We start from the raw sequence: 20,460 nt of genomic DNA on the forward strand, positions 1-20,460 counted from the left end.
GGAGCTTTATTGAATATAAAAAATTTTTGGTATTGGGGTGTCCTTATTCCACTAGTAAAATAGCTATCTCTCAGATAGTAGTGTGTGCCCAGATAATATTGTTAAGAATTGATTGGAAACATTATGAAAGAAAAAATAATCAAAACGAAAGTAGGACAGCTATTTGTATCCTATCAACCTGCGGAAAAGATTGCTGTATTTTTAAGCGGTGCAGGGAGTCTGCCGACCTATGAAAATTTTTTGCCAGTCATTCGGAAGTTACCTAAAAATTGGGGCTATTTAACAATAGATTACCCTAATGCTGGCCAAAGCCCACTGAAAAATCAAGAAAATTTTGTTTTGGACGATCTGGTCCAATCTATTATAGAGGTTTTATCGCATTTTAAAGTCATTCAGTATGCTATTTGCGCACACAGTATTAGCGGCCTTGTAGCTGTTAAAATTGCTGAGTCAGAGCCGTTTTGTCAGGGACTAATCTTGATTGAGCCAACCACTTATTCTGTTCTATATGGAGAATTAGCCCAGAATCCTTATCCCGAATTTTTATCCTTGCAGGAGAAAGTTCAGACGCTCGGTGGTGGATATGAATATCTGAAAAAAATAGGACAAGAGAGTTTTTCAGTAGCTGATTTTAAAATCTTATGGGCTAAGGCAGAAAAGAGTTCAGATAGATTAAAATTTGTACAAGAAGGATTTCAACATTATTGCAGTATTGCAAAAAGCGATTTTCAGAACCTAGATATTTCTTTTCAATTTCCGATTTTTATCCTGAGTCAGGCCTATCGAGAACAAGAATATAAAGATTCCGAATTTGCTTCACAAAATACTCGGATTATTTTAGGAGGCAGCCATCATTATTTACATTGGAGTCAGTCAGAAAAGATAGCGGAGCTTCTTTTAGAAGTGTGATGGGTAAGTTGTATGCAAGTTTTATTTTGTATACTGAAAGCAGGAGTAAATATACATGCAAAATAGCTGAGATTTTAATCTCAGCTATTTTGCACGTATTTATGAGAGTATTATCCTAGAATCTCAGCAATAGCATCTCGAATCTCCTGAACGGTTGCGGACTTGCTATGGTCACTGGTATCAAACTCAATGTATTTGCCATCAGCATCAACAGTTCCACCTACAGGCCCTTCGGATCCGTCCACAGATGTTCCGATGGCTGGTGGCAAACTTTTATCCGCATCATCAGTATCAATAACTATGATGCGAGTATTGGACTCGAGATCATCTATCATTGGAAGAGACGATGCGGAGGTCATGTTCTGACTAGCATAATATTCTAGAAAAGACTTGATGGTTAGATTGTCAATTTGAGCAATTTTTTCATCAAGGGCTGAGAGATTTCTAGTTTCCCTCGTTTCATTTTCCATCGCTTGGCCTTTTTTGACCTGTGTCAAAGCAGTTAGACTGGCGGCTGTTGTGGCTAGAATAGCAGTAGAGAGCAGGAGTTTACTTAACTTTTTTCCCATAGTCGTCACCAACTTCTTTCTAGTTTTGCGTAAACACACTCGGGTGTTTATAGTGTTAAAGCTCTATATGTATAATTATACGTTAAACAGCAATTTTAATCAAATAAATATAGGCAAGGGAATTCCCTCTTATCTCCCTTGTACATTCCCCTATATCATGATAAAATACTAGGCAGAGTATAATATGTTGGAGTCGAGATGAATTATTTTAATGTTGGAAAAATCGTCAATACGCAAGGTTTACAAGGTGAGATGCGGGTTTTGTCAGTGACGGATTTTGCAGAAGAGCGTTTTAAAAAAGGTAATACCCTTGCCCTGTTTGACAAGAAAGATCGGTTTGTTATGGATGTAGAGATTGCCAGTCATCGCAAGGTCAAAAACTTTGATATTATCAAGTTTAAGGGCATGTACCACATCAATGACATTGAAAAATTTCGTGATTTCACTCTGAAGGTCCGAGAGGAAGATTTGACGGACTTGGAAGATGGGGAATTTTACTACCATGAAATCATCGGCCTTGAAGTCTATGAAGATGACGTTCTTCTTGGTAGGATTAAGGAAATTCTGCAGCCAGGAGCCAATGATGTCTGGGTTGTCAAACGCAAAGGCAAGCGTGATTTACTTTTACCATACATTCCGCCAGTTGTGCTGGGGATTGACATTGAGCAAGGTCGGGTTGATGTAGAGATACCGGAAGGACTGGACGATGAAAATTGATATTTTGACTCTCTTTCCGGAGATGTTTGCGCCCTTGGAGCACTCTATCGTTGGTAAAGCACGAGAAAAAGGCCTCTTAGAAATCAATTACCACAATTTCCGAGAAAAGGCTGAAAAATCCCGTCATGTAGACGACGAGCCATACGGCGGAGGTCAGGGTATGCTGTTGCGTGCTCAACCTATTTTTGATGCTTATGATGCCATTGAAAAGAAGCAGCCGCGCGTGATTTTGCTGGATCCTGCTGGTCGGACTTTTGACCAAGCCTATGCTGAGGAGCTGGCTAAGGAAGAAGAACTCATCTTCATTTGTGGGCATTATGAAGGCTATGATGAGCGGATCAAGACTTTAGTGACTGACGAGATTTCACTTGGGGACTATGTCCTTACTGGAGGAGAATTAGCAGCTATGACCATGATTGATGCCACAGTTCGCCTGATTCCAGAGGTTATTGGCAAGGAAGCCAGTCATACAGATGATAGTTTTTCATCTGGACTCTTGGAATATCCTCAGTACACTCGGCCCTATGAATATCGGGGTATGGTCGTTCCGGAAGTCCTCATGAGTGGCCATCATGAAAATATCCGCAAATGGCGTCTCTATGAAAGTCTGAAAAAGACCTATCTAAGACGACCTGATTTGCTGGAACACTATGAAATGACGACCGAAGAAGAAGCAATGTTAGAAGAAATTCGACAAGCTCAATCGGACTGACAAACAAGGTTAACTCTTAGAAGCTATCTAGGAGTTTTAGCTTTATGTGATTGTTTTTGTATCTGTCACAATTTTGTAATAAAAATTCTATCAAAAAGATACTTTTTTACACTAGTTAATACTACTCTTTTGTGTTAGTATATTACCATGAGGCAAAGCGCATCATTTAAATAAATGTATGTGAGATTACCAAGGAGGAGAATGAAATTATGGAAAAGAAAATTGGCAAATCTGTTGTAGCAACCGGTATTGCGGCTACAACTATTATTTCTGGTGGACTGACCCATCAAGTGCATGCTGATGAGTTGATTGAATCAACTAAAACAGCTCTTAAAGCGACTGAGGTGACTGAAAAGCCAGTGACGGCAGCTGATGTGGCTATAGCACAAGAAAATGCTGAGATTGCTAAGACGAAACTTGAAGAGCAAAAGTCAGTAGTTGATACTGCTAAAAGTGAAGCAGAAGCTGCAGAATCTAGCGTAAAGGAAGCGGAAGCTACAGTTGAAGAAGCAAAAGAAAATCAGGCAGAAGCGACAGAAGAAAATATTTCTAAAGCTGAAGCCAATGTAAAAACAGCTGAAGAAGAAGTTGTTTCTAAAGAAGCTATTCTTAAAGAAACAACTGCTGAAGCGGAACAGGCAGAGCAGTCGGTAAAAAATCAAGAGAATATTATTAAAGCAAGCCAATCTCTGGTAGATGTTGCAGAGACTGAGTTGAAACAAGCTAAAACACCACTTAACTCAGAGGAGCAAGCTGTAGCAACTGCTAAGAGTCAGCAAAGTCAAGCACAGACCGCTTTAGACAATGCAAAGACTGAGTTGACAAAGGCGGAACAAGCAGCGTCTTCTGCTCCACAAGTGCAGGCTGAAATCCAGAATAAAATCAACCAGGCAAAGGCATCTTTGAGCCAAACCAATCAAGCTATCAGCTCTCTTGAAGGACAAATTCCTGCTGCAGAGAAAGCAGCAGCAACAGCTCCTGTTGACCTTCGCAATACGACTTATTCTCAATTTTTAGAAAATGTTCGTAACAATGCGGCTAATCAAGAAATTCGTGATGCTGCCAACAATGCACTTGCTGTTTACCAACGCGGTCAAAATGAATTTGGTATCTCAGTTAATTCTGATCCAACCAGTCCAGCTAGTCTAGAAAATAACCTGCAAGCTTTAGAGTTGGTTAAGGCGATTAATGCTTACCGTCGTAATGCCGGCTTACAAGAGCTGTTGGTTGATCCGTATGCGAATGTGGCTAGCCAGATTCAGACTATCTACTTTGAGCGTAATAACTGGCACATGGGTAAGTTGATTGGTAACGAAAATGTGGCGATTAGTTTTGACCCGCAAGGGGCTGTCAATTTCTGGCACAAAGAAAAAGAAAAGTATCAAGAGATTGCGGCGCAATATGGACTGCCTACTGATGAAACTCAGATTGATGCTAATGCTATCTATATGAGAGTTGGGGCTGATGTATTTGCTAAAATTGGCCACTATGTGCAGATGATGGACAATAAAGCTAATGCAATCTCAGCAGCTTATGATAAACATCCAAATCAATGGGGCACTCCTCATGGTACATCCGAAGTTGGTTTCCATCATATTAGCAACTTTGACCAACGTGTTAATAATGGTACTTTGCTGACTGTTGCTGCTATGGAGCAGTTGTTGCGTGCTGGTGGCGGTCGTTCTGCAGGTTCTAACGCTAATGTTACAGCACTTAAGAATCAATTAGCTGAACTTAAGGCTCAAAAAGTTGGTCAGGAATCAGCTATCAATATCCTAAATGCTCAATTAGCTGATGCTCAAAAGACAGCGGCAACTCAAATTTCAGCAGTTGAAGCAGCTCGTCAGAAGGTAGCAACTGCTGAAAATAATCTAGCTTTGACCAAACAAAATGTTGCTCTTAAGCAGGAAGCTCTCGACAGAGCGACAGCTAAGATTGCAGCAAGCTTGGCTCCTTATCAAACTAACTTGAGCAATGCTCAGGCAGTTCTTGCGGCAGCTAAGGATAAGTTGGCAGAACTTAAGTCAGCTCAAGAAGCTGCGAAAGCTAATTTGACAACTGCTCAAGAGGATTTGTTGGCTGCTCAAAAGACATTAGCAGCAGCTAAAAAGAAAGTTATTGACCTTCAAAACGCTCCACAGTTACTTGCTGAAGCAGAGCAAGAACTTGCAGCTGCGCAAGTTAATTTTGAGGCTAAACAAGCAATTCTAAATCAAGAACAGGCAATTCTTAAGGGGCTTGAAGAGGCATACAATAATCTTCAAGAGACATATGAATCCCTTCTAAATTCTTTGATTCTGTCTGATTCGATTTATACGAATGCTTTAGATACAAACTATCGTTTAGGTGAAGATAAACAGACTCTAACAGCTGTAAAAGCCGGAGCTACTGGTCCAGGTGCAGAGGATGAATCTAAGAAAGATTCAGATCCTAAGACTGCAGAAGTTCATGCGAACACTCGTGAAGTCAAAGGAGCAACTACAGGTGCTGTTCAAGCGGCAGGTAGTGACGTATTCACTGATTTTGTTGTAAATCCTGCAGCTCAACTTGCTAGCGTGGCTACAACTGCTGATAAGGCTCCAACAGTTCCTGCTATTCTGCCAAATACTGGTTCAGAAGCAGAACGCCTTGCAATTTTTGGTATGGCACTTGGTGCAGCTGCCTTTTTGGGAACCAACAAACGCCGTCGTAGAGACGAAGATTATAATTAAAGAAATACAAAATGAGCCTGGAATAATTTCCAGACTCATTTTTTGTCCAAGTTAATAAGCAATCTCATATAAAAGGGATGAGGAGTTAAGTTCCACATTTTCTAAGAAAGATAAAAACTTCCGATATTAATTGTCGGAAGTTTTTGATATACATAATAGATTCTATTTGACTGCTCCACCTGTTACACCTTCTACGTAGTATTTCTGCATGAAGATGAAGAGAAGAGTGATTGGAATAGCGATGATAATTGCTCCAGATGTGAAAGGCAAGAACCATTTATTGATGGCGTCCTTATTAAGCATTTGGAAAAGTCCCAAAGCCACTGTATATTTTTCCTTGACATCGCCTAGAATCACAGAGGCAAAGATGAAGTCAACCCAAGGTCCCATGAAAGCCATAAGCGCTGTATAAACGATAATCGGTTTTGAAAGCGGCAATGTAATAGTCCGGAAGATTTGGAAGCGAGTTGCTCCGTCAATCATAGCGGATTCGTCCAAGGAATATGGGATTGTATCAAAGAAACCTTTAGCAATATAGAAGCCTAGAGCCGCTCCAGCTGAATAAACCAGAATCAGTGATGTAAGGGTTTGTGTCAAATTGAGTGCTTTCAAGATGTAGTAAACCGCAATCATAGACATGAAGCCTGGGAACATGTTAAGTACCAGAGCCAGCTTGAGGAAACGATTTTTATGCTTGAATTTGATACGGCTGAGTGAGTAAGCCATACCCACAGTAATCAAAGTAGACAGGATACAGGTCGCTGTTGCAACAATCAGGGTATTCATAAACCACTGAACAAAAGGATATGTGTTGTTATTAAACAGTCTGATATAGTTGTCAAGAGTATAAGTCTTAGGGAAGAAGTAAGGGACTGCATTCGAGCCTTCACCACGGAAACTGGTCAGAAAAATCCAGATAATCGGTGTAAGCCAGATAAATGCTAGAACAGCCAGTAAGACATAAATCCCTAATAAACTGAGTTTTTTTCTATTTTTCATTATTTAGCAGTTCCTTCCTTGAATGATGCGGATCTAGTATAGGCTAAGAGACTGAAGGCTGCAGAGATTGCAAAGATCAGGATACCGATAACAGATGCCAGATTGTAATCCTTGGCTGAAACGGTCAGTTTATAGAGCCAGGTAACCAAGAGGTCAGTTGAGCCTGCCTGATAGTAAGAAGAGTTAGTAGGTCCACCGCCTGTCAGGAAGTAGATAACGTTGAAGTTGTTGATGTTCCCGATAAACTGCTGGATAAGTGATGGCGCCATTATCAAGAGAATTTGAGGGAAAGTAATGCTCTTGAAGATTTGAAGCTTGCTAGCTCCATCAATTTCAGCAGCCTCGATTTGCTCGCTAGGAAGGTTCATGATAATCCCGGTCGCTACCAGCATGGTAAATGGAATACCAATCCACATATTAACTAGGATGATTGAGAACTTAGCCCAAACAGGATCACTCAGAAATGGAATTGGATTCTGGATGAGATGGAGGCTTTGCAATAGTCCATTCAAAGGCCCATTGTCATTCAGGAAATTACGCATCAAGAGCAGGGATACGAATTGCGGTACAGCAATAGTGATAACGAAGAGTGTCCGCCAAACTTTCTTGTACTTGAGGCCTTTGGTATTGAGCAAGAGAGCTAAAACGATACCGAAGAAGAAAGTAGTAGCTGTCGCAGCAACTGCCCAAATCAAGGTCCAGCCTAAAAGTGGGAAGAAGGTGCTAGCCATGCGACCTGAGAAAACATCACCGAAGCTAGAGAAGCCAACCCAGTCAAAGAGTGACTTAGGAGCAGGATGCTTATGGTCAAAGTTAGTAAAGGCCAAACAGATCATATAGATCAGAGGCAGAATGGTAAAGAGCAGTACTCCGATAAGAGGGATGCTCATTAGGCCCATGTGAAAGCGGCCGTCAGCAAGCGTCTTGAAGTCTTCAACGAAGTTAGGAATCTTCTGACCGGACTGCTTGAGAGCCATCAAGTGACGAGCACTTTTCAGATTACACCAGTAGATGTAGGCGAAGACTGCACAGAAGATAAGAGAAGCAAGTCCAAAAATCAGCATCAGCATAGAGTTGTCACCCGCTACTTGAACAGTGATTTCCAAGCCGTTAACTTTTTTGATAGCCTCTCCCTGCTCTTGAGTCCCCAATGTAATCATGCCGCCAATAGCTGGTAGGATTTGGACTGCAAAAGCAATTAGGAAAGCAATTTCTGAGAAGAGGAAGAGCAGCCCCTTGATAAATTGTTTGTTTACAAGGTTGCTCAGTCCCATTACCAAAAAAGAGAGTTTGACATCCCAGGTTCCCTCTTTAAAGACCTGAACCATGGATGCATTGTCATAGGATGACTGAGTCATAGTATTCTCCTTATATTTACAAAGAAAGAAGTGAGGAGGCTGCCCTCCTCACTTCAATGCTTATTTTTATTCGTTTGAGGATTATTTAGCTGCTGCTAAATCTTTATCAAACTGTTGTAATTTTGCGAGGTATTGATCTTCACCAAATTTACCATTGTAAGCATCGCTGAGGATTGCAGCACTTTCAGTCCAGAAGACAGACATTTGGCTAAGTTTAGGCATAACTGTTGTGTAGGTATCAGAAGATCCCATTGTGATAACAGCTTGTGCCAAGGCATCTTTCTTAACATCTTCAGACTCTTGTACTTCTTTGTTAGCAGGGATGATGTGACGTCCTTCAAACTTGAATTGGTTTTCTTGACTATCTTTGCTAGTAAGAGCTTGAGCCAGTTTGTAGCTTGCTGCGATACGGTCAGTGTCGCCGTTTGAAGGTGTTTGGTTAACAGCGTAAAGTTTTACACCGAGGAAGGCTTTTTGTTGAACGTCTTGTCCACCGATATTAACAGTTGGATAAACAGAGATACCAAGGTTATCTTTACCGACAGCTTTTTCAGCTGCTGCGTAGTCCCATGGACCAGATTGGAAAGCGTCAACTGAACCATCTTCAAATTTAGCCAGAAGGTTAGAAGCATCTACGTTTACAAAACCGCTGTTATTTTTTTGAGCTGCGATGAACTTCAGAACGTTCACACCAGCTTCATTACCCCAGTTTGTTCCGTCTACTTGCTCACCGTCTTTACCAAAAAGAGTATCACCAACAGAAAGGAAAAGTGGAGCAGTTACATAAGCATTAACTTCTTTCAAGTTTCCGCCGAATTTAGCTTTAGAAGTGATGGTTTCATAAGACTTAACATCGTCAGCAGAAAGTTTTGACTTATTATAGTAGGTAACTTGTGATTCGATACCGAATGGGAAAGCATAAGTTTTACCTTTATACTGAGCACCAATCGCTGCTTGTTCTGTATCGTTCTTCTTGATTTCTTCTGCCATATTAGAAGGAACTTCTTGAATCGCTCCAGCTTCAACTAATTTACCAAGTTGGTCGTGTGGCAGAGAGAAAACATCGGCAGCAGTACTAGCATCCTTTGTCAGATTTTCTTGAGCGTTTGGATCTTCCATTTCGACTACGTCAACCTTGTAGCCTGATTCTTTCTCAAACTTGCTAACTGTATCAGAGTAAGAATCTTTAGCACCAGTTGGTACCCAAAGTTTCAAGGTCTTGCTATCAGCTTTAGAAGAAGAGCTCTCCTTGCTACTATTTGAGCTACAAGCTGCTAACAGCGTTCCTGCAGCCAGCAAGCTGACACTGCCCAATACTACTTTTTTCCATGTTTTCATTCCTATTTCCTCCCGGAATTTTATTTACAATTCTATTATGCAACCGTTTGCAATTTTTGTCAAGTCTTTTTTTGAAAATTTTTTAAAAATATATTAATTTTTCTAAAATTTTTCTATTTTATTTCTGTTTATTTAATCAAAGCCTATTAAAATGGCTGTGCAATCGCTTGCTTGATTTTTACTTAGAAAACGCTTTTTTATGAAGAAAATCATGTTTCTTTTGAAATAGATTTTTGGTACTTGCAAGAAGATATGAAGACAAGTTATAGTTCAGTATTACCAAAGAAAGGAATAAAACTTTTGATTTTCTAACATTCTAACGTCTTCCTGTTGAATGCTTCCCTTTTCTGCTATAATAGACCTATGAATAAGCTAATCCAATCAAAGCTGGAACTGTTGCCGACCAGTCCCGGCTGTTACATTCACAAAGACAAAAACGGTACCATTATCTATGTCGGTAAAGCCAAGAATCTTCGCAATCGGGTCCGTTCTTATTTCCGTGGCAGTCATGATACCAAGACTGAGGCCCTGGTTTCTGAGATTGAAGATTTTGAGTTTATTGTCACCGAGTCCAATATTGAAGCTTTACTGCTGGAGATTAATCTAATCAAGGAAAACCAGCCCAAGTACAATATCATGCTCAAGGACGATAAGTCCTATCCATTTATCAAGATTACCAACGAAACCTATCCGCGCCTAATCATCACGCGCCAAGTCAAAAAGGACGGTGGGCTTTATTTTGGTCCTTACCCCGATGTCGGTGCAGCCAATGAAATCAAGCGGCTATTAGATCGGCTCTTTCCTTTTCGTAAGTGTACCAATCCACCTGAGAAGGTCTGCTTTTACTACCATCTGGGTCAGTGCAAGGCCCACACTATTTGCAAGGTAGACAGCCAGTATTTTAAGGACTTAGCTCAGGAGGTCGCGGCTTTTCTCAAGGGCCAGGATGACCAGATTATTGAGGATTTACGGGGGAAAATGGCTGGCGCAGCGCAAGCTATGGAGTTTGAAAAGGCAGCAGAGTACCGCGACTTGATTCAGTCCATTGGTACGCTGCGAACCAAGCAGCGGGTCATGGCCAAGGATTTGCAGAATCGCGATGTCTTTGGCTACTATGTGGATAAGGGATGGATGTGCGTACAGGTTTTTTTTGTCCGCCAGGGCAAGCTAATCGAACGTGACGTCAATCTTTTTCCCTATTACAATGATCCGGACGAAGATTTTCTGACCTATATCGGCCAGTTTTATCAGGAAAAATCCCACCTCAAGCCCAATGAAATTTTGATTCCCGCAGATATTGACGAAGAAGCTGTCCGAGCCATGGTGGATACCAAGGTGCTTAAGCCCCAGCGAGGTGAGAAGAAACAGCTGGTCAATCTGGCTATCAAAAACGCCCGAGTCAGTCTCCAGCAGAAATTTGACCTCTTGGAAAAATCTATTGAAAAGACCCAAGGTGCTATTGAGAATCTAGGGCAACTCCTTAACATTCCAACGCCTGTTCGTATTGAGTCTTTTGATAACTCCAATATCATGGGGACCAGTCCTGTATCAGCTATGGTAGTCTTTGTCAATGGTAAACCTAGCAAGAAGGATTATCGCAAATATAAGATCAAGACTGTCGTAGGACCTGATGACTACGCAAGTATGCGTGAGGTCATCAAGCGGCGCTATAGTCGGGTGATTCGAGATGGACTGACTCCGCCTGATTTGATTGTCATTGACGGTGGACAGGGTCAGGTTAATGTCGCTAAAGAAGTTATTCAGGACCAGTTGGGATTGGACATTCCCATCGCTGGACTGCAAAAAAATGACAAGCACCAGACTCATGAATTGCTTTTTGGTGACCCTCTGCAGGTTGTGGAATTATCCCGCAATTCGCAGGAATTTTTCCTACTCCAGCGTATCCAAGATGAAGTCCACCGCTTTGCTATTACCTTCCACCGCCAACTCCGATCTAAAAATTCCTTCTCATCGCAGCTAGATGGCATTGAAGGCTTGGGACCAAAACGCAAGCAAAATCTTATGAAGCATTTCAAATCTCTAACCAAGATTAAAGAAGCCAGTGTCGACCAAATCGTCGAAGTCGGGGTGCCACGAGCGGTGGCAGAAGCAGTGCGGGAGAAGTTAAATCCGAAAACTCAGGAGTAACAACAAGTACAGTTGCGAGAGGTGGCGGAGCCAATTTTAGATATAGATTGAAAGATTAGTTTGTCGGATTTTAGAGAGGTTTATATAATAAACTCAAATGAATGCTTCGAAAGAATTAGAAAACTTAGGAATATTATAATGGAGCCGACTTTTAAAATGAATAAACATCAAATACAAGAAATATCTGATATTTTGTATACTGAAAGCAATGCTAAAGCTGTATCGTATATTAATAGTCTTCAAACCGAAGATGAACTGTTTGTTTTATATGATAATTTTAACTGGGATAATGGTTTTGACGTACCCAAGCAGTTATTTTTCATTTCAACCTAAAATAACGAGAATTCAAAAATTCAAACTAAAAAAATTAAAACTCACATTAAATCCAATTTTCATTGATGGAGTTTCTGGAAAAGATTTAAACATAGTAATTTAATTAAAAAATTAGAATAACCATCCAGATATTTTGGATGGTTTTCGTTTTATTATTTCAACTCAGAGGAATCTGGTAGGTAGGAACCACCAAGGTAGGTATTGCTGAGTTTTTCAAGTCTTCCGTCTTGATAGAGTTCCTTTAATGCATTATCAAATTGTTCCTTAAATGCTTTTTCTTCGCTAGAAAATATAATATAGTTGTTAGGACTGTCAGTGGAAGGAAGATCAACAACAGATAGATCCAAGCCACGTTCTTTAATAATTTTTTGAACGGAAACTTTGTCAAAGATTAGGAAATCAAAGTCACCATTAGAAAGGTCAAAGATACGTTTTCCTATATCTTCTCCTGAGTACTGGATAGTGGCTGGATTTTCAGTGTGTTTTTGATTCCAATTGTTGATAAATTGGGCGTTCGATGTTCCGATATCCTCTTGAGTTGTTTTACCAGCAATTTGCTCAAGAGAAGTTATAGGATTCTTCTTATTGCTAACAAGTACTAAAGGATTTTTTGAGATAGGGAGTGAGTAGAGATATTTATCTGCTCTCTCTTTTGTGTAACTCAAGTTATTGGCTGCAGCTTGATAGTGACCGGAATCAAGTCCTGGGAAGATACTTTCCCAGGCGGTTCTTTGAAAGTGAATTTCGTAATCACTGAGCTTCTCATCAATTGCTTTAAGTACTTCAATATCGTAGCCAGTCAGGTTGCCGTTTTCCTCATAGGCGAATGGTGGGACATCGCCAGCTGTTGCAACAGTAATTGTTTTTGGGGACGAATTTTTTTGAGGATTGCTCTGGTGACTGCAGGCGGCTAATAGTGGAAGGATGATTAGAAACAGGACGATTTTTCTCATGATTTGCTCCATTCAAATTGGTATTATTCTATAGCTTATCAGAAACTATCTTGATTATCCAATATATATTTTTTATAGCTGCAATAAGAAACCTTAATAATGAAAAACTCCTGCAAACTCTTACAAAATATGATAAAATGAAACTAGTATATTTAGAAAAGGATACGACTTATGAAATTTCTAGAACTCAATAAAAAGCGTCATGCGACCAAGCATTTTAATGACAAACCTGTGGATCCAAAGGATGTGCGCACAGCCATTGAAATTGCGACTTTGGCTCCCAGTGCTCACAATAGTCAGCCGTGGAAGTTCGTTGTGGTGCGGGAGCGTAATCAGGCTTTGGCAGAGACAGCTTTCGGTGGAAATGTGGACCAGATTAAGGAAGCTCCAGTGACCATCGCCCTCTTTACAGATACAGATTTAACCAAGCGGGCTCGCAAGATTGCGCGTGTGGCTGGAGTTAAGAATTTCTCTGACGAACAGCTCCAATTCTACATGCAGAATTTGCCTGCTGAGTTTGCTCGCTATAGTGAGCAGCAAAAGAGCGATTATTTATCTCTCAATGCTGGTCTGGTGGCCATGAATCTTGTTTTGGCTCTGACTGACCAAGGTATCGGCTCTAATATCATCTTAGGTTTCGATAAATCTAAGGTTAATAAGGTTTTGGAAATCGATGAGCGTTTCCGTCCAGAACTTTTGATTACGGTTGGTTATACAGATGAAAAACTAGAACCTAGTTATCGTTTGCCAGTTGATGAAATCATTGAGAAACGTTGATATAGTTATGTTTATGATTTAATTCGTATATACATCGATTTAAATCGAATTAGAAATTGGGGTGAAATAATGACAATTGATTTTAAAGCAGAAGTTGAAAAACGCAGAGAAGCTCTCTTAGCTGACCTGTTCAGTCTTTTGGAAATCAACTCAGAACGAGATGATTCCAAAGCGGATAAGGAACATCCTTTTGGACCTGGACCTGTTCAAGCTCTGCATAAGTTTTTAGAAATTGCTGAACGCGATGGTTATGAAACCAAGAATGTGGACAATTATGCTGGTCACTTTACTTTTGGTGAGGGTGCGGAAGAACTTGGGATTTTTGCCCACATGGATGTGGTCCCTGCTGGAAGTGGTTGGAATACAGATCCTTACAAACCTGAAATTATTGATGGTAAGCTTTATGCGCGTGGTTCGTCTGATGATAAAGGGCCAACCATGGCTTGTTACTACGGTTTGAAAATCATCAAAGACTTGGGCTTGCCAGTATCTAAGCGTGTGCGCTTTGTGGTGGGGACAGACGAGGAATCCGGTTGGCAAGACATGGACTATTATTTCAAGCATGTTGGTTTGCCTGAGCCAGACTTTGGTTTCTCACCAGATGCGGAATTTCCAATCATTAACGGTGAAAAAGGGAATATCACAGAATATCTCCACTTTGGTAACAGTAATGATGGCAGCTTTAAACTCAAGAGCTTCACTGGAGGACTTCGTGAGAATATGGTGCCAGAATCAGCGACAGCTATTTTTACAGCAGCAGTTGATGCAGCGGAATTGGATGTCAAATTACAAGACTTTGCTGCTGCCCACAAGGTTTCAGGTAGTCTGAAAGAAAATGGCGACGCTCTTGAAGTGACAGTCATTGGGAAATCAGCTCATGGTTCTACACCAGAGGATGGTATCAACGGAGCAACCTATTTAGCTCTCTTCCTCAACCAATTTGACTTTGCAGGTGACGCCAAAGCTTATCTGGAAGTTGCAGCTCAAGTTCTGCACGAGGACTTTGCAGGTGAGAAGTTAGGAATTGCTTATACAGATGCTAAAATGGGTGCTCTCAGCATGAATGCTGGTGTTTTCCATTTTGACAGTGCCAAGGCTGACAATACCATTGCTCTGAACATCCGTTACCCTCAAGGTACTGATCCGAAAACAATTCAGGCCGGTCTTGAAAAAGTTACTGGTGTTGTGTCTGTGAGTTTGTCTGAACACGAACACACTCCGCACTATGTTCCAGCAGATGATGAATTGGTAGCAACTCTTTTGAGTGTTTACGAAAAACAAACGGGTCTCAAAGGACACGAGCAAGTCATTGGTGGCGGAACCTTTGGCCGTCTTTTGAAGCGAGGTGTGGCTTTTGGAGCTATGTTCCCAGACTATGTCAATACCATGCACCAAGCCAATGAATTTACAGATGTAGAAGACCTTTTCCGTGCTGCGGCCATTTACGCGGAAGCTATCTACGAATTAATCAAATAAAAAAGAAGAACTCGTTTGGTCTTGCCAAATGAGTTTCTTTGCAAGGAGTTGCTATGCATACTTTAGAAGATATTACAAAGGCCATCATGGCTGATCCAGAAAATCAGAAATTTACGGAGCAGGAAATCAAGCCACTCTTTGCGGCACCAAAGAATGCTCGGATTAACATTGTTGGTCAAGCGCCGGGACTGAAAACTCAGCAGGCAGGGCTTTACTGGAAGGACAAGAGTGGTGATCGGCTGAGAGAATGGCTGGGTGTCGATGAAGAGACTTTTTATCATTCTGGCTACTTTGCAGTTTTGCCCATGGATTTTTATTTTCCAGGACATGGGAAATCTGGTGATTTACCGCCTCGTAAGGACTTTGCGGACAAATGGCATCAGCTGATTTTAGAGCTTTTGCCAGATATTGAGCTGACTATTTTGATTGGTCAGTATGCACAGAAATACTATCTGCATCAAAAAGGAAATATCAAGCTGACCGAGACAGTTCAGCATTATCAAGACTATCTACCTGATTTTTTTCCATTGGTACACCCATCGCCTCGCAACCAAATCTGGATGGCTAAAAACCCTTGGTTTACAGAGCAGGTTGTTCCAGACTTGCAAGCGTTGGTACAAAAGATTATTCATCAATAAAGGAAAAAACTATGGATGCTTATCAACAAGTAGCTAATAAGTTGCAAGAGTTGGGGATTGCCTTTGATGTGGTGGAGCACCCACCTGCATTTACGACAGAGCAGGCAGATAGCTATATTGAAGGCATGGAAGGTGTTCGGACTAAGACCATGTTTTTGACTAATAGGAAGAAAACTCAGTATTACCTTCTGATTATGGATGATAAGAAACGATTGGATATGGATGACTTTAAAGTTCAAGTGGGAGCCAATCGGATTCGCATGGCCTCATTGGACTCCTTGGCTGAGAAAATGAACCTACCAGCAGGAACGGTTTCACCTTTTGGTTTGTTAAATAATGAAGAAAAAGATATTCAAGTTTATTTTGATAAGGACATTGTATCTGAGGATATCATGACTTTTCATCCTAATACCAATGAAAAGACTATCTTTGTCTCTACAAGAGATTTGTTTAAATTCTTGCAAGATTTGGGCTACTCTTACCAAGTTCTTGAGCTTTAACTAACTGTTTTGCTGAGATAGAATAGTACTATCCAGCTGCTCTCTCAGGTTGTCAAACCGAGCGTCTTGTCCCTCTATCCTGAACTTGGATGACGGACGTATCCAGCAACTTGGTTTCCCTCAGGAGATTCTCCAACAGTCGGCTGATGATTTTTTCAAAGAACTATTAGATCTTGCAAGAGTAGCTGGCTGATTTTTTGATAAATCTAAGCTTAGAATGCTAAACTTTTAAGAAAGCGAGGTGATTCTATGGAAACGATGAAGGCTATAGTCATTTACGAAGCAGGTGGTCCAGAAAAGCTTCTGCTGGAAGAAAGACCGATTCCAGAACTTCAAGAAGGCTGGACCCTGGTCAAGGTTAGAGGGTTTGGGATTAACCACTCGGAGATTTTTACTCGTGAGGGTTTATCGCCAAGTGTCACCTTTCCTCGTATTTTAGGCATTGAGTGTGTTGGCCAAGTGGCCAAGACGACTCGAGCAGATTTAGAGATTGGCCAGAAAGTGGTTTCCATCATGGGAGAAATGGGGAGAGCTTTTGATGGTTCTTATGCCGAGTATGTCCTCCTGCCGAACGACCAAATTTATACAGTCGAGACCAACCTGACCTGGACAGAGCTGGTTGCAGTGCCAGAGACCTATTATACTGCCCTAGGTTCTATGAAAAATCTGCGCATTGAGCCCAATGACAAGATTTTGGTTCGGGCTGCCACTAGCGGTGTCGGTTTGGCCTTTGCTCGTCTGGTCAAGGCACAGTTTCCAGACACACATATCGTTGGTTCGGTCAATAGTGGTTCCAAACAGTTTCTGCTCAAGCACCAAGCCTACGACGATATCATCATAGACCAGTATGGACGGCTGGAAACAGAGGAGAAGTTTGATAAAATCCTGGAGTTGGTCGGCCCAGCAACTGTCAAGGATTCTTTTGACCATATCGCAGAGGGCGGGATTATCTGTGTGACCGGCCTCTTGGGTGGCCAATGGGAGCTAGACGCTTTCAACCCGATTGAGGAAATAAAAAATAACAGTTTTCTGACAAGTTTTCACTCTGCTCATGTGAGTCAAGATTTGATGGATGAATTATTTGACTATATTGACCGCTACCAGGTCAATGTTACACCAAGGCGTGTCTTTTCCCTAGAGCAGGTGCCCAAAGCTCATGCATTTGTCGAGGGGACGGCAGGTTTTGGAAAAATCGTGATTATGAATGAATAGGAGAAAAATGATGCAAAAAATTAGTGCGAAAAATTTATATGACAAATTACAGGCAGAAGAACTGCGGTTGATTGACGTTCGCGAGGTGGATGAATTTACTGCTGGACATATCTCTGGGGCTCAGAATCTGCCTCTCAGCACCTTGCCTGAAAATTATGGAAAACTAGATAAACAAATCCCCTACCATATCATCTGTCAAAAAGGCGGACGCTCAGCGCGTGCCTGCGAATTTTTGGAAGCTAAGGGTTACCAAGTAACTAATGTCGAAGGAGGAGTCGAAGCTTTTCCTGCTAAATTGACGATTTGACAAGCGATTAAGAAGAGCAAATGCCGGAATAGATTGAATTTCCGGCCCTTTTTTTGTATACTATAGTAGTATAATAATTTATAGATAGGAGATATTTTATGTCAAAACAAGATTGGCTTGAATATTTTGAGGCCGTTAATGGACGCTCGGCTACAGAGGAAGAAATTGCTCAGGCAATGCTATCTGGAGAATTTCTCGAAGCCGAACAAGCAAATGTAGATCAAGTGATTAATGAGGGAACTCAATCTTCATCAACATTTAATCAGCCTCAACAAGAACTTCAAGGAAGCGAACCTCCACAACAACCTTTTGTTCAGCAACAAAATTTCCAACAACCTTTTGCTCAACAGTCTTCTCAGCAGTATCAAGAGGTACCACAGCAACAATCAAATCCAAATCAATTTGCAAATCAGACGCAACCGTTTGCTCAACCAGATTATCCTTATCAACAATCTGGTGGAGTTCAAACCAACCCCTTTACTGGTCAACAGCAGAATTCTGGTCAGGCTGATTTTAATCAACAAGCTTATCAAAATAATCCGCAGGGGCAATTCAACGCTCAAATGCCTCAACAAGGACCTCAGGGGCATTACAGTCAGCAACAACCTATTCAGCCTAACGAGTTTTCTAAAACAATGAAAGGTTTCTGGGCTTGGCTTATCTCAGCGTGGAAATCGCCAACATCTGAAGTTGAAAGTAGTAAGATAAATGGTTATCTTTCCTTGGGGTTGACAGTCTTGTTCTCGGCAATAGTACTTAATTCAAATATTTTAAACGTTTTTAGAATGGTAACTTTTGGTTATTTTGGCGCACCAATCTTTGATTTTAAAATTTTCTTTGTCTCACTGATTGCAGCTGCTCTAATCCTCTTCTCTATTATTTTAGGTGGATTTGTTGTGAAGCGCTGGGTTTACAAGGATGAAAGTTTTAGTTTTAATAAAGCCTTTGATTGGTACGGTCGCCTTTATGCTATTGTATTGCCTTTTGTTGCTGTGTCGGCTTTGTTAAGTCTTCTTGGCATTGTTTCATTGTCTCTCTTTTTGACATGGATTGGTGTTTTGATTATTGGGGTTGGAGCAACCTTTGCTTTGATTTATTCAAAAACAGCTACGTCCTTGGATCCTTTCTATAAATACTTATTGGCTATTGTTGTAAATGGTATTGTCACATTCTTCTTCTCATTTATTGCCTTTTCTCTCTTGACAAGCATTATGATGATGTAGTTTCAAAGGAGAAGGATAGATGGTACCAAAATAAAAGAGAAGAATGAAGAAGCAAAAAAGGGAGAAGCTCAAAAAGCAAAAATTTCTTCTTTCCTAACGGAATATCGTAGAGCCGTTTTTTAGTTCAGTTTCAAGTCGTACTAATGATTATTTTCAATACTATGATACGTGTAGTGCTGCATATAAGGATATGGTTGAATGGACGACTAGTGGCGGTGTTAAAAAAGCAAAATTTGATTATTATGAGCCAGGAAAATTAGAAGTTCGTGAAATCAAAGAAGAAAATGGTTCTTACACCGTTACTTCTCATGAGGACTATACAGTCCACTATACTGATAGCACCCCAAATAGTTTAAATCGCAAAAATAAGACTTATTACTTGAAGTCTAGTGGTGATTCTTTTGTAATCTATAATCTTGAGGTCTCGGAAAGTTAATATTATGCTAATAAAATACTGTAAACTATTTTTTCTTGCTACATTTGTTCTTGTTTTAAGCGCGTGTTCATCAGGTAAAGACAATACCAGAGATAACTCTACTAATCAAGAGGGTGAAGTGATGCAAAAGCACAATTCAAGCTCTGAAAAAGATATAGTAACAAATCCTGATAATACGCATGAAAAAAGCAATCGGGATAAGACAATTTCGGTTGATAAGAGCGTATCCTATAATGGTAGCTACTATAGTGTTCAAGGGAAATATGATCAAATTATCATCGCAAATAAACATTATCCTTTGTCTTCAGATTATAATCCAGGAGAGAATGTTACTGCTAAATCAGCATTATTAGATTTAATAGCAGATATGCAAGCTCAAGGCTATCCCGTTAGTAATCAATACAGTGGCTTTCGAAGTTACGAAGCACAAGAGAATTTGTACCAAAAGTATGCAAACCAAGATGGTCAAGCTGCGGCGGATCGCTACTCAGCAAGACCAGGGTATAGTGAGCATCAAACTGGATTAGCATTTGATTTAATTGATATAAGCGGAAATTTAGTTGAAGAGCCTGAAGCGAGTCAATGGCTTTTAGATAATGCTTATAAATATGGCTTTGTAGTGCGTTACCCTGTTGGAAAGGAAACTTCAACAGGCTATATACCAGAAAGTTGGCATTTACGTTATGTAGGTAAAGAAGCGAAAGAAATATCTGATTCAGGTCTTACTTTAGAGGAGTATTATCACTTTACGGGTGGTGACTACGAAAAATAATTTTTAATTTTAGTCAAGACCTGTTTAGTTGAACAGGTCTTGACTGGCTTTATAAGGTCGAAAGGAGCTCAAAAAATGAAATTCTATCAAACTAATCTTAATAATGCTTTTGTAGAAACACCAGTAGAAGAAGATGGGAGAATCATTCATCATCTTCATCTTGCTAAAGGAAAAGAAGTACCAGAACATTGTGCAGATGCCCTAGTAACAGTCGTTTGTTTATCTGGGGATGTGATCTTTTCTGCTGGAGATCATACTGTGCGACTTGTTCCAGGATCCTTTCTAACGATGGAGCCAAATGAACCACATAGTTTATTTGGAGAAAAAGATAGCCATATTTTAGTTATTAAACAGTTAAAATACTAAAATATT

Annotated in this window: 19 protein-coding genes and 2 pseudogenes; 16 read left to right on the forward strand and 5 right to left on the reverse strand. The window is 40.5% G+C overall.

Features of this window, described 5'->3' with window-relative positions; genetic code table 11:
• The first annotated feature begins 123 nt into the window (after positions 1 to 123).
• Complete coding sequence (locus tag HMPREF9380_RS05235) at positions 124 to 909, forward strand: alpha/beta fold hydrolase (protein ID WP_002933529.1); 786 nt, start codon at positions 124 to 126, stop codon at positions 907 to 909.
• A 110-nt stretch (positions 910 to 1,019) separates the two neighbouring features.
• On the opposite strand, the gene HMPREF9380_RS05230 is transcribed toward HMPREF9380_RS05235, so the two are convergent.
• Positions 1,020 to 1,478: a hypothetical protein gene (locus tag HMPREF9380_RS05230; RefSeq protein WP_002933531.1), complete on the reverse strand. Its 459-nt coding sequence runs from the start codon at positions 1,476 to 1,478 to the stop codon at positions 1,020 to 1,022.
• Positions 1,479 to 1,676: 198 nt separating this feature from the next.
• Here HMPREF9380_RS05230 and rimM point away from each other — a divergent pair, with 198 nt between their 5' ends.
• The 3 genes from rimM to HMPREF9380_RS05215 all read left to right on the forward strand — a co-directional run bounded on the left by rimM (position 1,677) and on the right by HMPREF9380_RS05215 (position 5,618).
• Complete coding sequence (gene rimM, locus HMPREF9380_RS05225) at positions 1,677 to 2,195, forward strand: ribosome maturation factor RimM (RefSeq protein WP_002933532.1); 519 nt, start codon at positions 1,677 to 1,679, stop codon at positions 2,193 to 2,195.
• The gene (gene trmD / locus HMPREF9380_RS05220; RefSeq protein WP_002933534.1) at positions 2,185 to 2,907 is read left to right on the forward strand and encodes a tRNA (guanosine(37)-N1)-methyltransferase TrmD; all 723 of its coding nucleotides are present in this window, start codon (positions 2,185 to 2,187) and stop codon (positions 2,905 to 2,907) included. Before rimM ends, trmD begins: the two co-directional genes overlap by 11 nt.
• A 209-nt stretch (positions 2,908 to 3,116) precedes the next feature.
• Complete coding sequence (locus HMPREF9380_RS05215; RefSeq protein WP_002933538.1) at positions 3,117 to 5,618, forward strand: CAP domain-containing protein; 2,502 nt, start codon at positions 3,117 to 3,119, stop codon at positions 5,616 to 5,618.
• A 162-nt stretch (positions 5,619 to 5,780) separates the two neighbouring features.
• Here HMPREF9380_RS05215 and HMPREF9380_RS05210 read toward each other — a convergent pair whose 3' ends face one another.
• The 3 genes from HMPREF9380_RS05210 to HMPREF9380_RS05200 form a co-directional block, all read right to left on the reverse strand.
• The gene (locus HMPREF9380_RS05210) at positions 5,781 to 6,617 is read right to left on the reverse strand and encodes a sugar ABC transporter permease (protein ID WP_002895328.1); all 837 of its coding nucleotides are present in this window, start codon (positions 6,615 to 6,617) and stop codon (positions 5,781 to 5,783) included.
• Positions 6,617 to 7,975 carry a carbohydrate ABC transporter permease gene (locus HMPREF9380_RS05205; RefSeq protein ID WP_002933541.1) on the reverse strand — a complete coding sequence of 453 codons (1,359 nt, stop codon included), beginning with the start codon at positions 7,973 to 7,975 and terminating at the stop codon, positions 6,617 to 6,619. The genes HMPREF9380_RS05210 and HMPREF9380_RS05205 overlap by 1 nt, the downstream gene beginning before the upstream one ends.
• An 81-nt stretch (positions 7,976 to 8,056) precedes the next feature.
• On the reverse strand, positions 8,057 to 9,313 hold the full coding sequence (locus HMPREF9380_RS05200) for an extracellular solute-binding protein (protein ID WP_002933543.1): 1,257 nt from the start codon (positions 9,311 to 9,313) through the stop codon (positions 8,057 to 8,059).
• A gap of 363 nt (positions 9,314 to 9,676) precedes the next feature.
• On the opposite strand from HMPREF9380_RS05200, the gene uvrC reads away from it, so the two are divergent.
• Together uvrC and HMPREF9380_RS12155 are read left to right on the forward strand one after the other, a co-directional pair.
• Positions 9,677 to 11,461 carry an excinuclease ABC subunit UvrC gene (gene uvrC / locus HMPREF9380_RS05195; RefSeq protein WP_002933544.1) on the forward strand — a complete coding sequence of 595 codons (1,785 nt, stop codon included), beginning with the start codon at positions 9,677 to 9,679 and terminating at the stop codon, positions 11,459 to 11,461.
• Between the two features lie 138 nt (positions 11,462 to 11,599).
• A pseudogene (locus HMPREF9380_RS12155) lies at positions 11,600 to 11,897 on the forward strand (hypothetical protein).
• 49 nt (positions 11,898 to 11,946) lie between these two features.
• On the opposite strand, the gene HMPREF9380_RS05190 reads toward HMPREF9380_RS12155, so the two are convergent.
• Positions 11,947 to 12,747, reverse strand: coding sequence for an amino acid ABC transporter substrate-binding protein (locus HMPREF9380_RS05190; protein WP_032907367.1), 801 nt, complete (start codon positions 12,745 to 12,747; stop codon positions 11,947 to 11,949).
• A 171-nt stretch (positions 12,748 to 12,918) separates the two neighbouring features.
• Between HMPREF9380_RS05190 and HMPREF9380_RS05185 the strand changes: the two genes are divergently transcribed.
• From HMPREF9380_RS05185 to HMPREF9380_RS05140, 10 genes and pseudogenes are all read left to right on the forward strand, one after another.
• Positions 12,919 to 13,524, forward strand: coding sequence for a nitroreductase family protein (locus tag HMPREF9380_RS05185; protein WP_002933547.1), 606 nt, complete (start codon positions 12,919 to 12,921; stop codon positions 13,522 to 13,524).
• A gap of 69 nt (positions 13,525 to 13,593) precedes the next feature.
• A complete protein-coding gene (gene pepV / locus HMPREF9380_RS05180) occupies positions 13,594 to 15,000 on the forward strand; it encodes a dipeptidase PepV (protein ID WP_002933548.1) in 1,407 nt (468 codons plus the stop codon).
• Between the two features lie 53 nt (positions 15,001 to 15,053).
• The gene (locus HMPREF9380_RS05175) at positions 15,054 to 15,638 is read left to right on the forward strand and encodes a uracil-DNA glycosylase family protein (RefSeq protein WP_002933549.1); all 585 of its coding nucleotides are present in this window, start codon (positions 15,054 to 15,056) and stop codon (positions 15,636 to 15,638) included.
• 11 nt (positions 15,639 to 15,649) lie between these two features.
• Positions 15,650 to 16,138 (forward strand): prolyl-tRNA synthetase associated domain-containing protein, encoded by a 489-nt coding sequence (locus tag HMPREF9380_RS05170; protein WP_002933551.1) that lies wholly within the window; start codon positions 15,650 to 15,652, stop codon positions 16,136 to 16,138.
• A gap of 249 nt (positions 16,139 to 16,387) precedes the next feature.
• The gene (locus HMPREF9380_RS05165) at positions 16,388 to 17,350 is read left to right on the forward strand and encodes a zinc-binding alcohol dehydrogenase family protein (protein WP_002933552.1); all 963 of its coding nucleotides are present in this window, start codon (positions 16,388 to 16,390) and stop codon (positions 17,348 to 17,350) included.
• Entirely contained in the window at positions 17,343 to 17,657 is a 315-nt protein-coding gene (locus tag HMPREF9380_RS05160) for a rhodanese-like domain-containing protein (protein WP_002895364.1), read from the forward strand. Before HMPREF9380_RS05165 ends, HMPREF9380_RS05160 begins: the two co-directional genes overlap by 8 nt.
• Before the next feature lie 98 nt (positions 17,658 to 17,755).
• Positions 17,756 to 18,880: a DUF6574 domain-containing protein gene (locus HMPREF9380_RS05155; protein ID WP_002933553.1), complete on the forward strand. Its 1,125-nt coding sequence runs from the start codon at positions 17,756 to 17,758 to the stop codon at positions 18,878 to 18,880.
• A 24-nt stretch (positions 18,881 to 18,904) separates the two neighbouring features.
• A pseudogene (locus HMPREF9380_RS11490) lies at positions 18,905 to 19,316 on the forward strand (TcaA NTF2-like domain-containing protein); the annotation flags it as partial.
• A 4-nt stretch (positions 19,317 to 19,320) separates the two neighbouring features.
• Positions 19,321 to 20,088: an LD-carboxypeptidase LdcB/DacB gene (gene ldcB / locus HMPREF9380_RS05145; protein WP_002933555.1), complete on the forward strand. Its 768-nt coding sequence runs from the start codon at positions 19,321 to 19,323 to the stop codon at positions 20,086 to 20,088.
• Positions 20,089 to 20,163: 75 nt separating this feature from the next.
• Positions 20,164 to 20,454, forward strand: a complete 291-nt coding sequence (locus HMPREF9380_RS05140; RefSeq protein ID WP_002933561.1) for an AraC family ligand binding domain-containing protein — start codon at positions 20,164 to 20,166, stop codon at positions 20,452 to 20,454.
• Positions 20,455 to 20,460 lie beyond the last annotated feature (6 nt).

Source organism: Streptococcus sanguinis SK49, from assembly GCF_000212815.1.
GTDB lineage: Bacteria > Bacillota > Bacilli > Lactobacillales > Streptococcaceae > Streptococcus > Streptococcus sanguinis_C.

Coding starts and splice junctions, on each gene's coding strand:
- trmD (WP_002933534.1), top strand. CDS start 2,185: ATGAAAATTGATATTTTGACTCTCTTTCCGGAGATGTTTGCGCCCTTG.
- HMPREF9380_RS05160 (WP_002895364.1), top strand. CDS start 17,343: ATGAATAGGAGAAAAATGATGCAAAAAATTAGTGCGAAAAATTTATAT.
- HMPREF9380_RS05175 (WP_002933549.1), top strand. CDS start 15,054: ATGCATACTTTAGAAGATATTACAAAGGCCATCATGGCTGATCCAGAA.
- pepV (WP_002933548.1), top strand. CDS start 13,594: ATGACAATTGATTTTAAAGCAGAAGTTGAAAAACGCAGAGAAGCTCTC.
- uvrC (WP_002933544.1), top strand. CDS start 9,677: ATGAATAAGCTAATCCAATCAAAGCTGGAACTGTTGCCGACCAGTCCC.
- HMPREF9380_RS05210 (WP_002895328.1), bottom strand. CDS start 6,617: ATGAAAAATAGAAAAAAACTCAGTTTATTAGGGATTTATGTCTTACTG.
- HMPREF9380_RS05215 (WP_002933538.1), top strand. CDS start 3,117: ATGGAAAAGAAAATTGGCAAATCTGTTGTAGCAACCGGTATTGCGGCT.
- HMPREF9380_RS05190 (WP_032907367.1), bottom strand. CDS start 12,747: ATGAGAAAAATCGTCCTGTTTCTAATCATCCTTCCACTATTAGCCGCC.
- HMPREF9380_RS05140 (WP_002933561.1), top strand. CDS start 20,164: ATGAAATTCTATCAAACTAATCTTAATAATGCTTTTGTAGAAACACCA.
- HMPREF9380_RS05165 (WP_002933552.1), top strand. CDS start 16,388: ATGGAAACGATGAAGGCTATAGTCATTTACGAAGCAGGTGGTCCAGAA.
- rimM (WP_002933532.1), top strand. CDS start 1,677: ATGAATTATTTTAATGTTGGAAAAATCGTCAATACGCAAGGTTTACAA.
- ldcB (WP_002933555.1), top strand. CDS start 19,321: ATGCTAATAAAATACTGTAAACTATTTTTTCTTGCTACATTTGTTCTT.
- HMPREF9380_RS05200 (WP_002933543.1), bottom strand. CDS start 9,313: ATGAAAACATGGAAAAAAGTAGTATTGGGCAGTGTCAGCTTGCTGGCT.
- HMPREF9380_RS05235 (WP_002933529.1), top strand. CDS start 124: ATGAAAGAAAAAATAATCAAAACGAAAGTAGGACAGCTATTTGTATCC.
- HMPREF9380_RS05230 (WP_002933531.1), bottom strand. CDS start 1,478: ATGGGAAAAAAGTTAAGTAAACTCCTGCTCTCTACTGCTATTCTAGCC.
- HMPREF9380_RS05155 (WP_002933553.1), top strand. CDS start 17,756: ATGTCAAAACAAGATTGGCTTGAATATTTTGAGGCCGTTAATGGACGC.
- HMPREF9380_RS05170 (WP_002933551.1), top strand. CDS start 15,650: ATGGATGCTTATCAACAAGTAGCTAATAAGTTGCAAGAGTTGGGGATT.
- HMPREF9380_RS05205 (WP_002933541.1), bottom strand. CDS start 7,975: ATGACTCAGTCATCCTATGACAATGCATCCATGGTTCAGGTCTTTAAA.
- HMPREF9380_RS05185 (WP_002933547.1), top strand. CDS start 12,919: ATGAAATTTCTAGAACTCAATAAAAAGCGTCATGCGACCAAGCATTTT.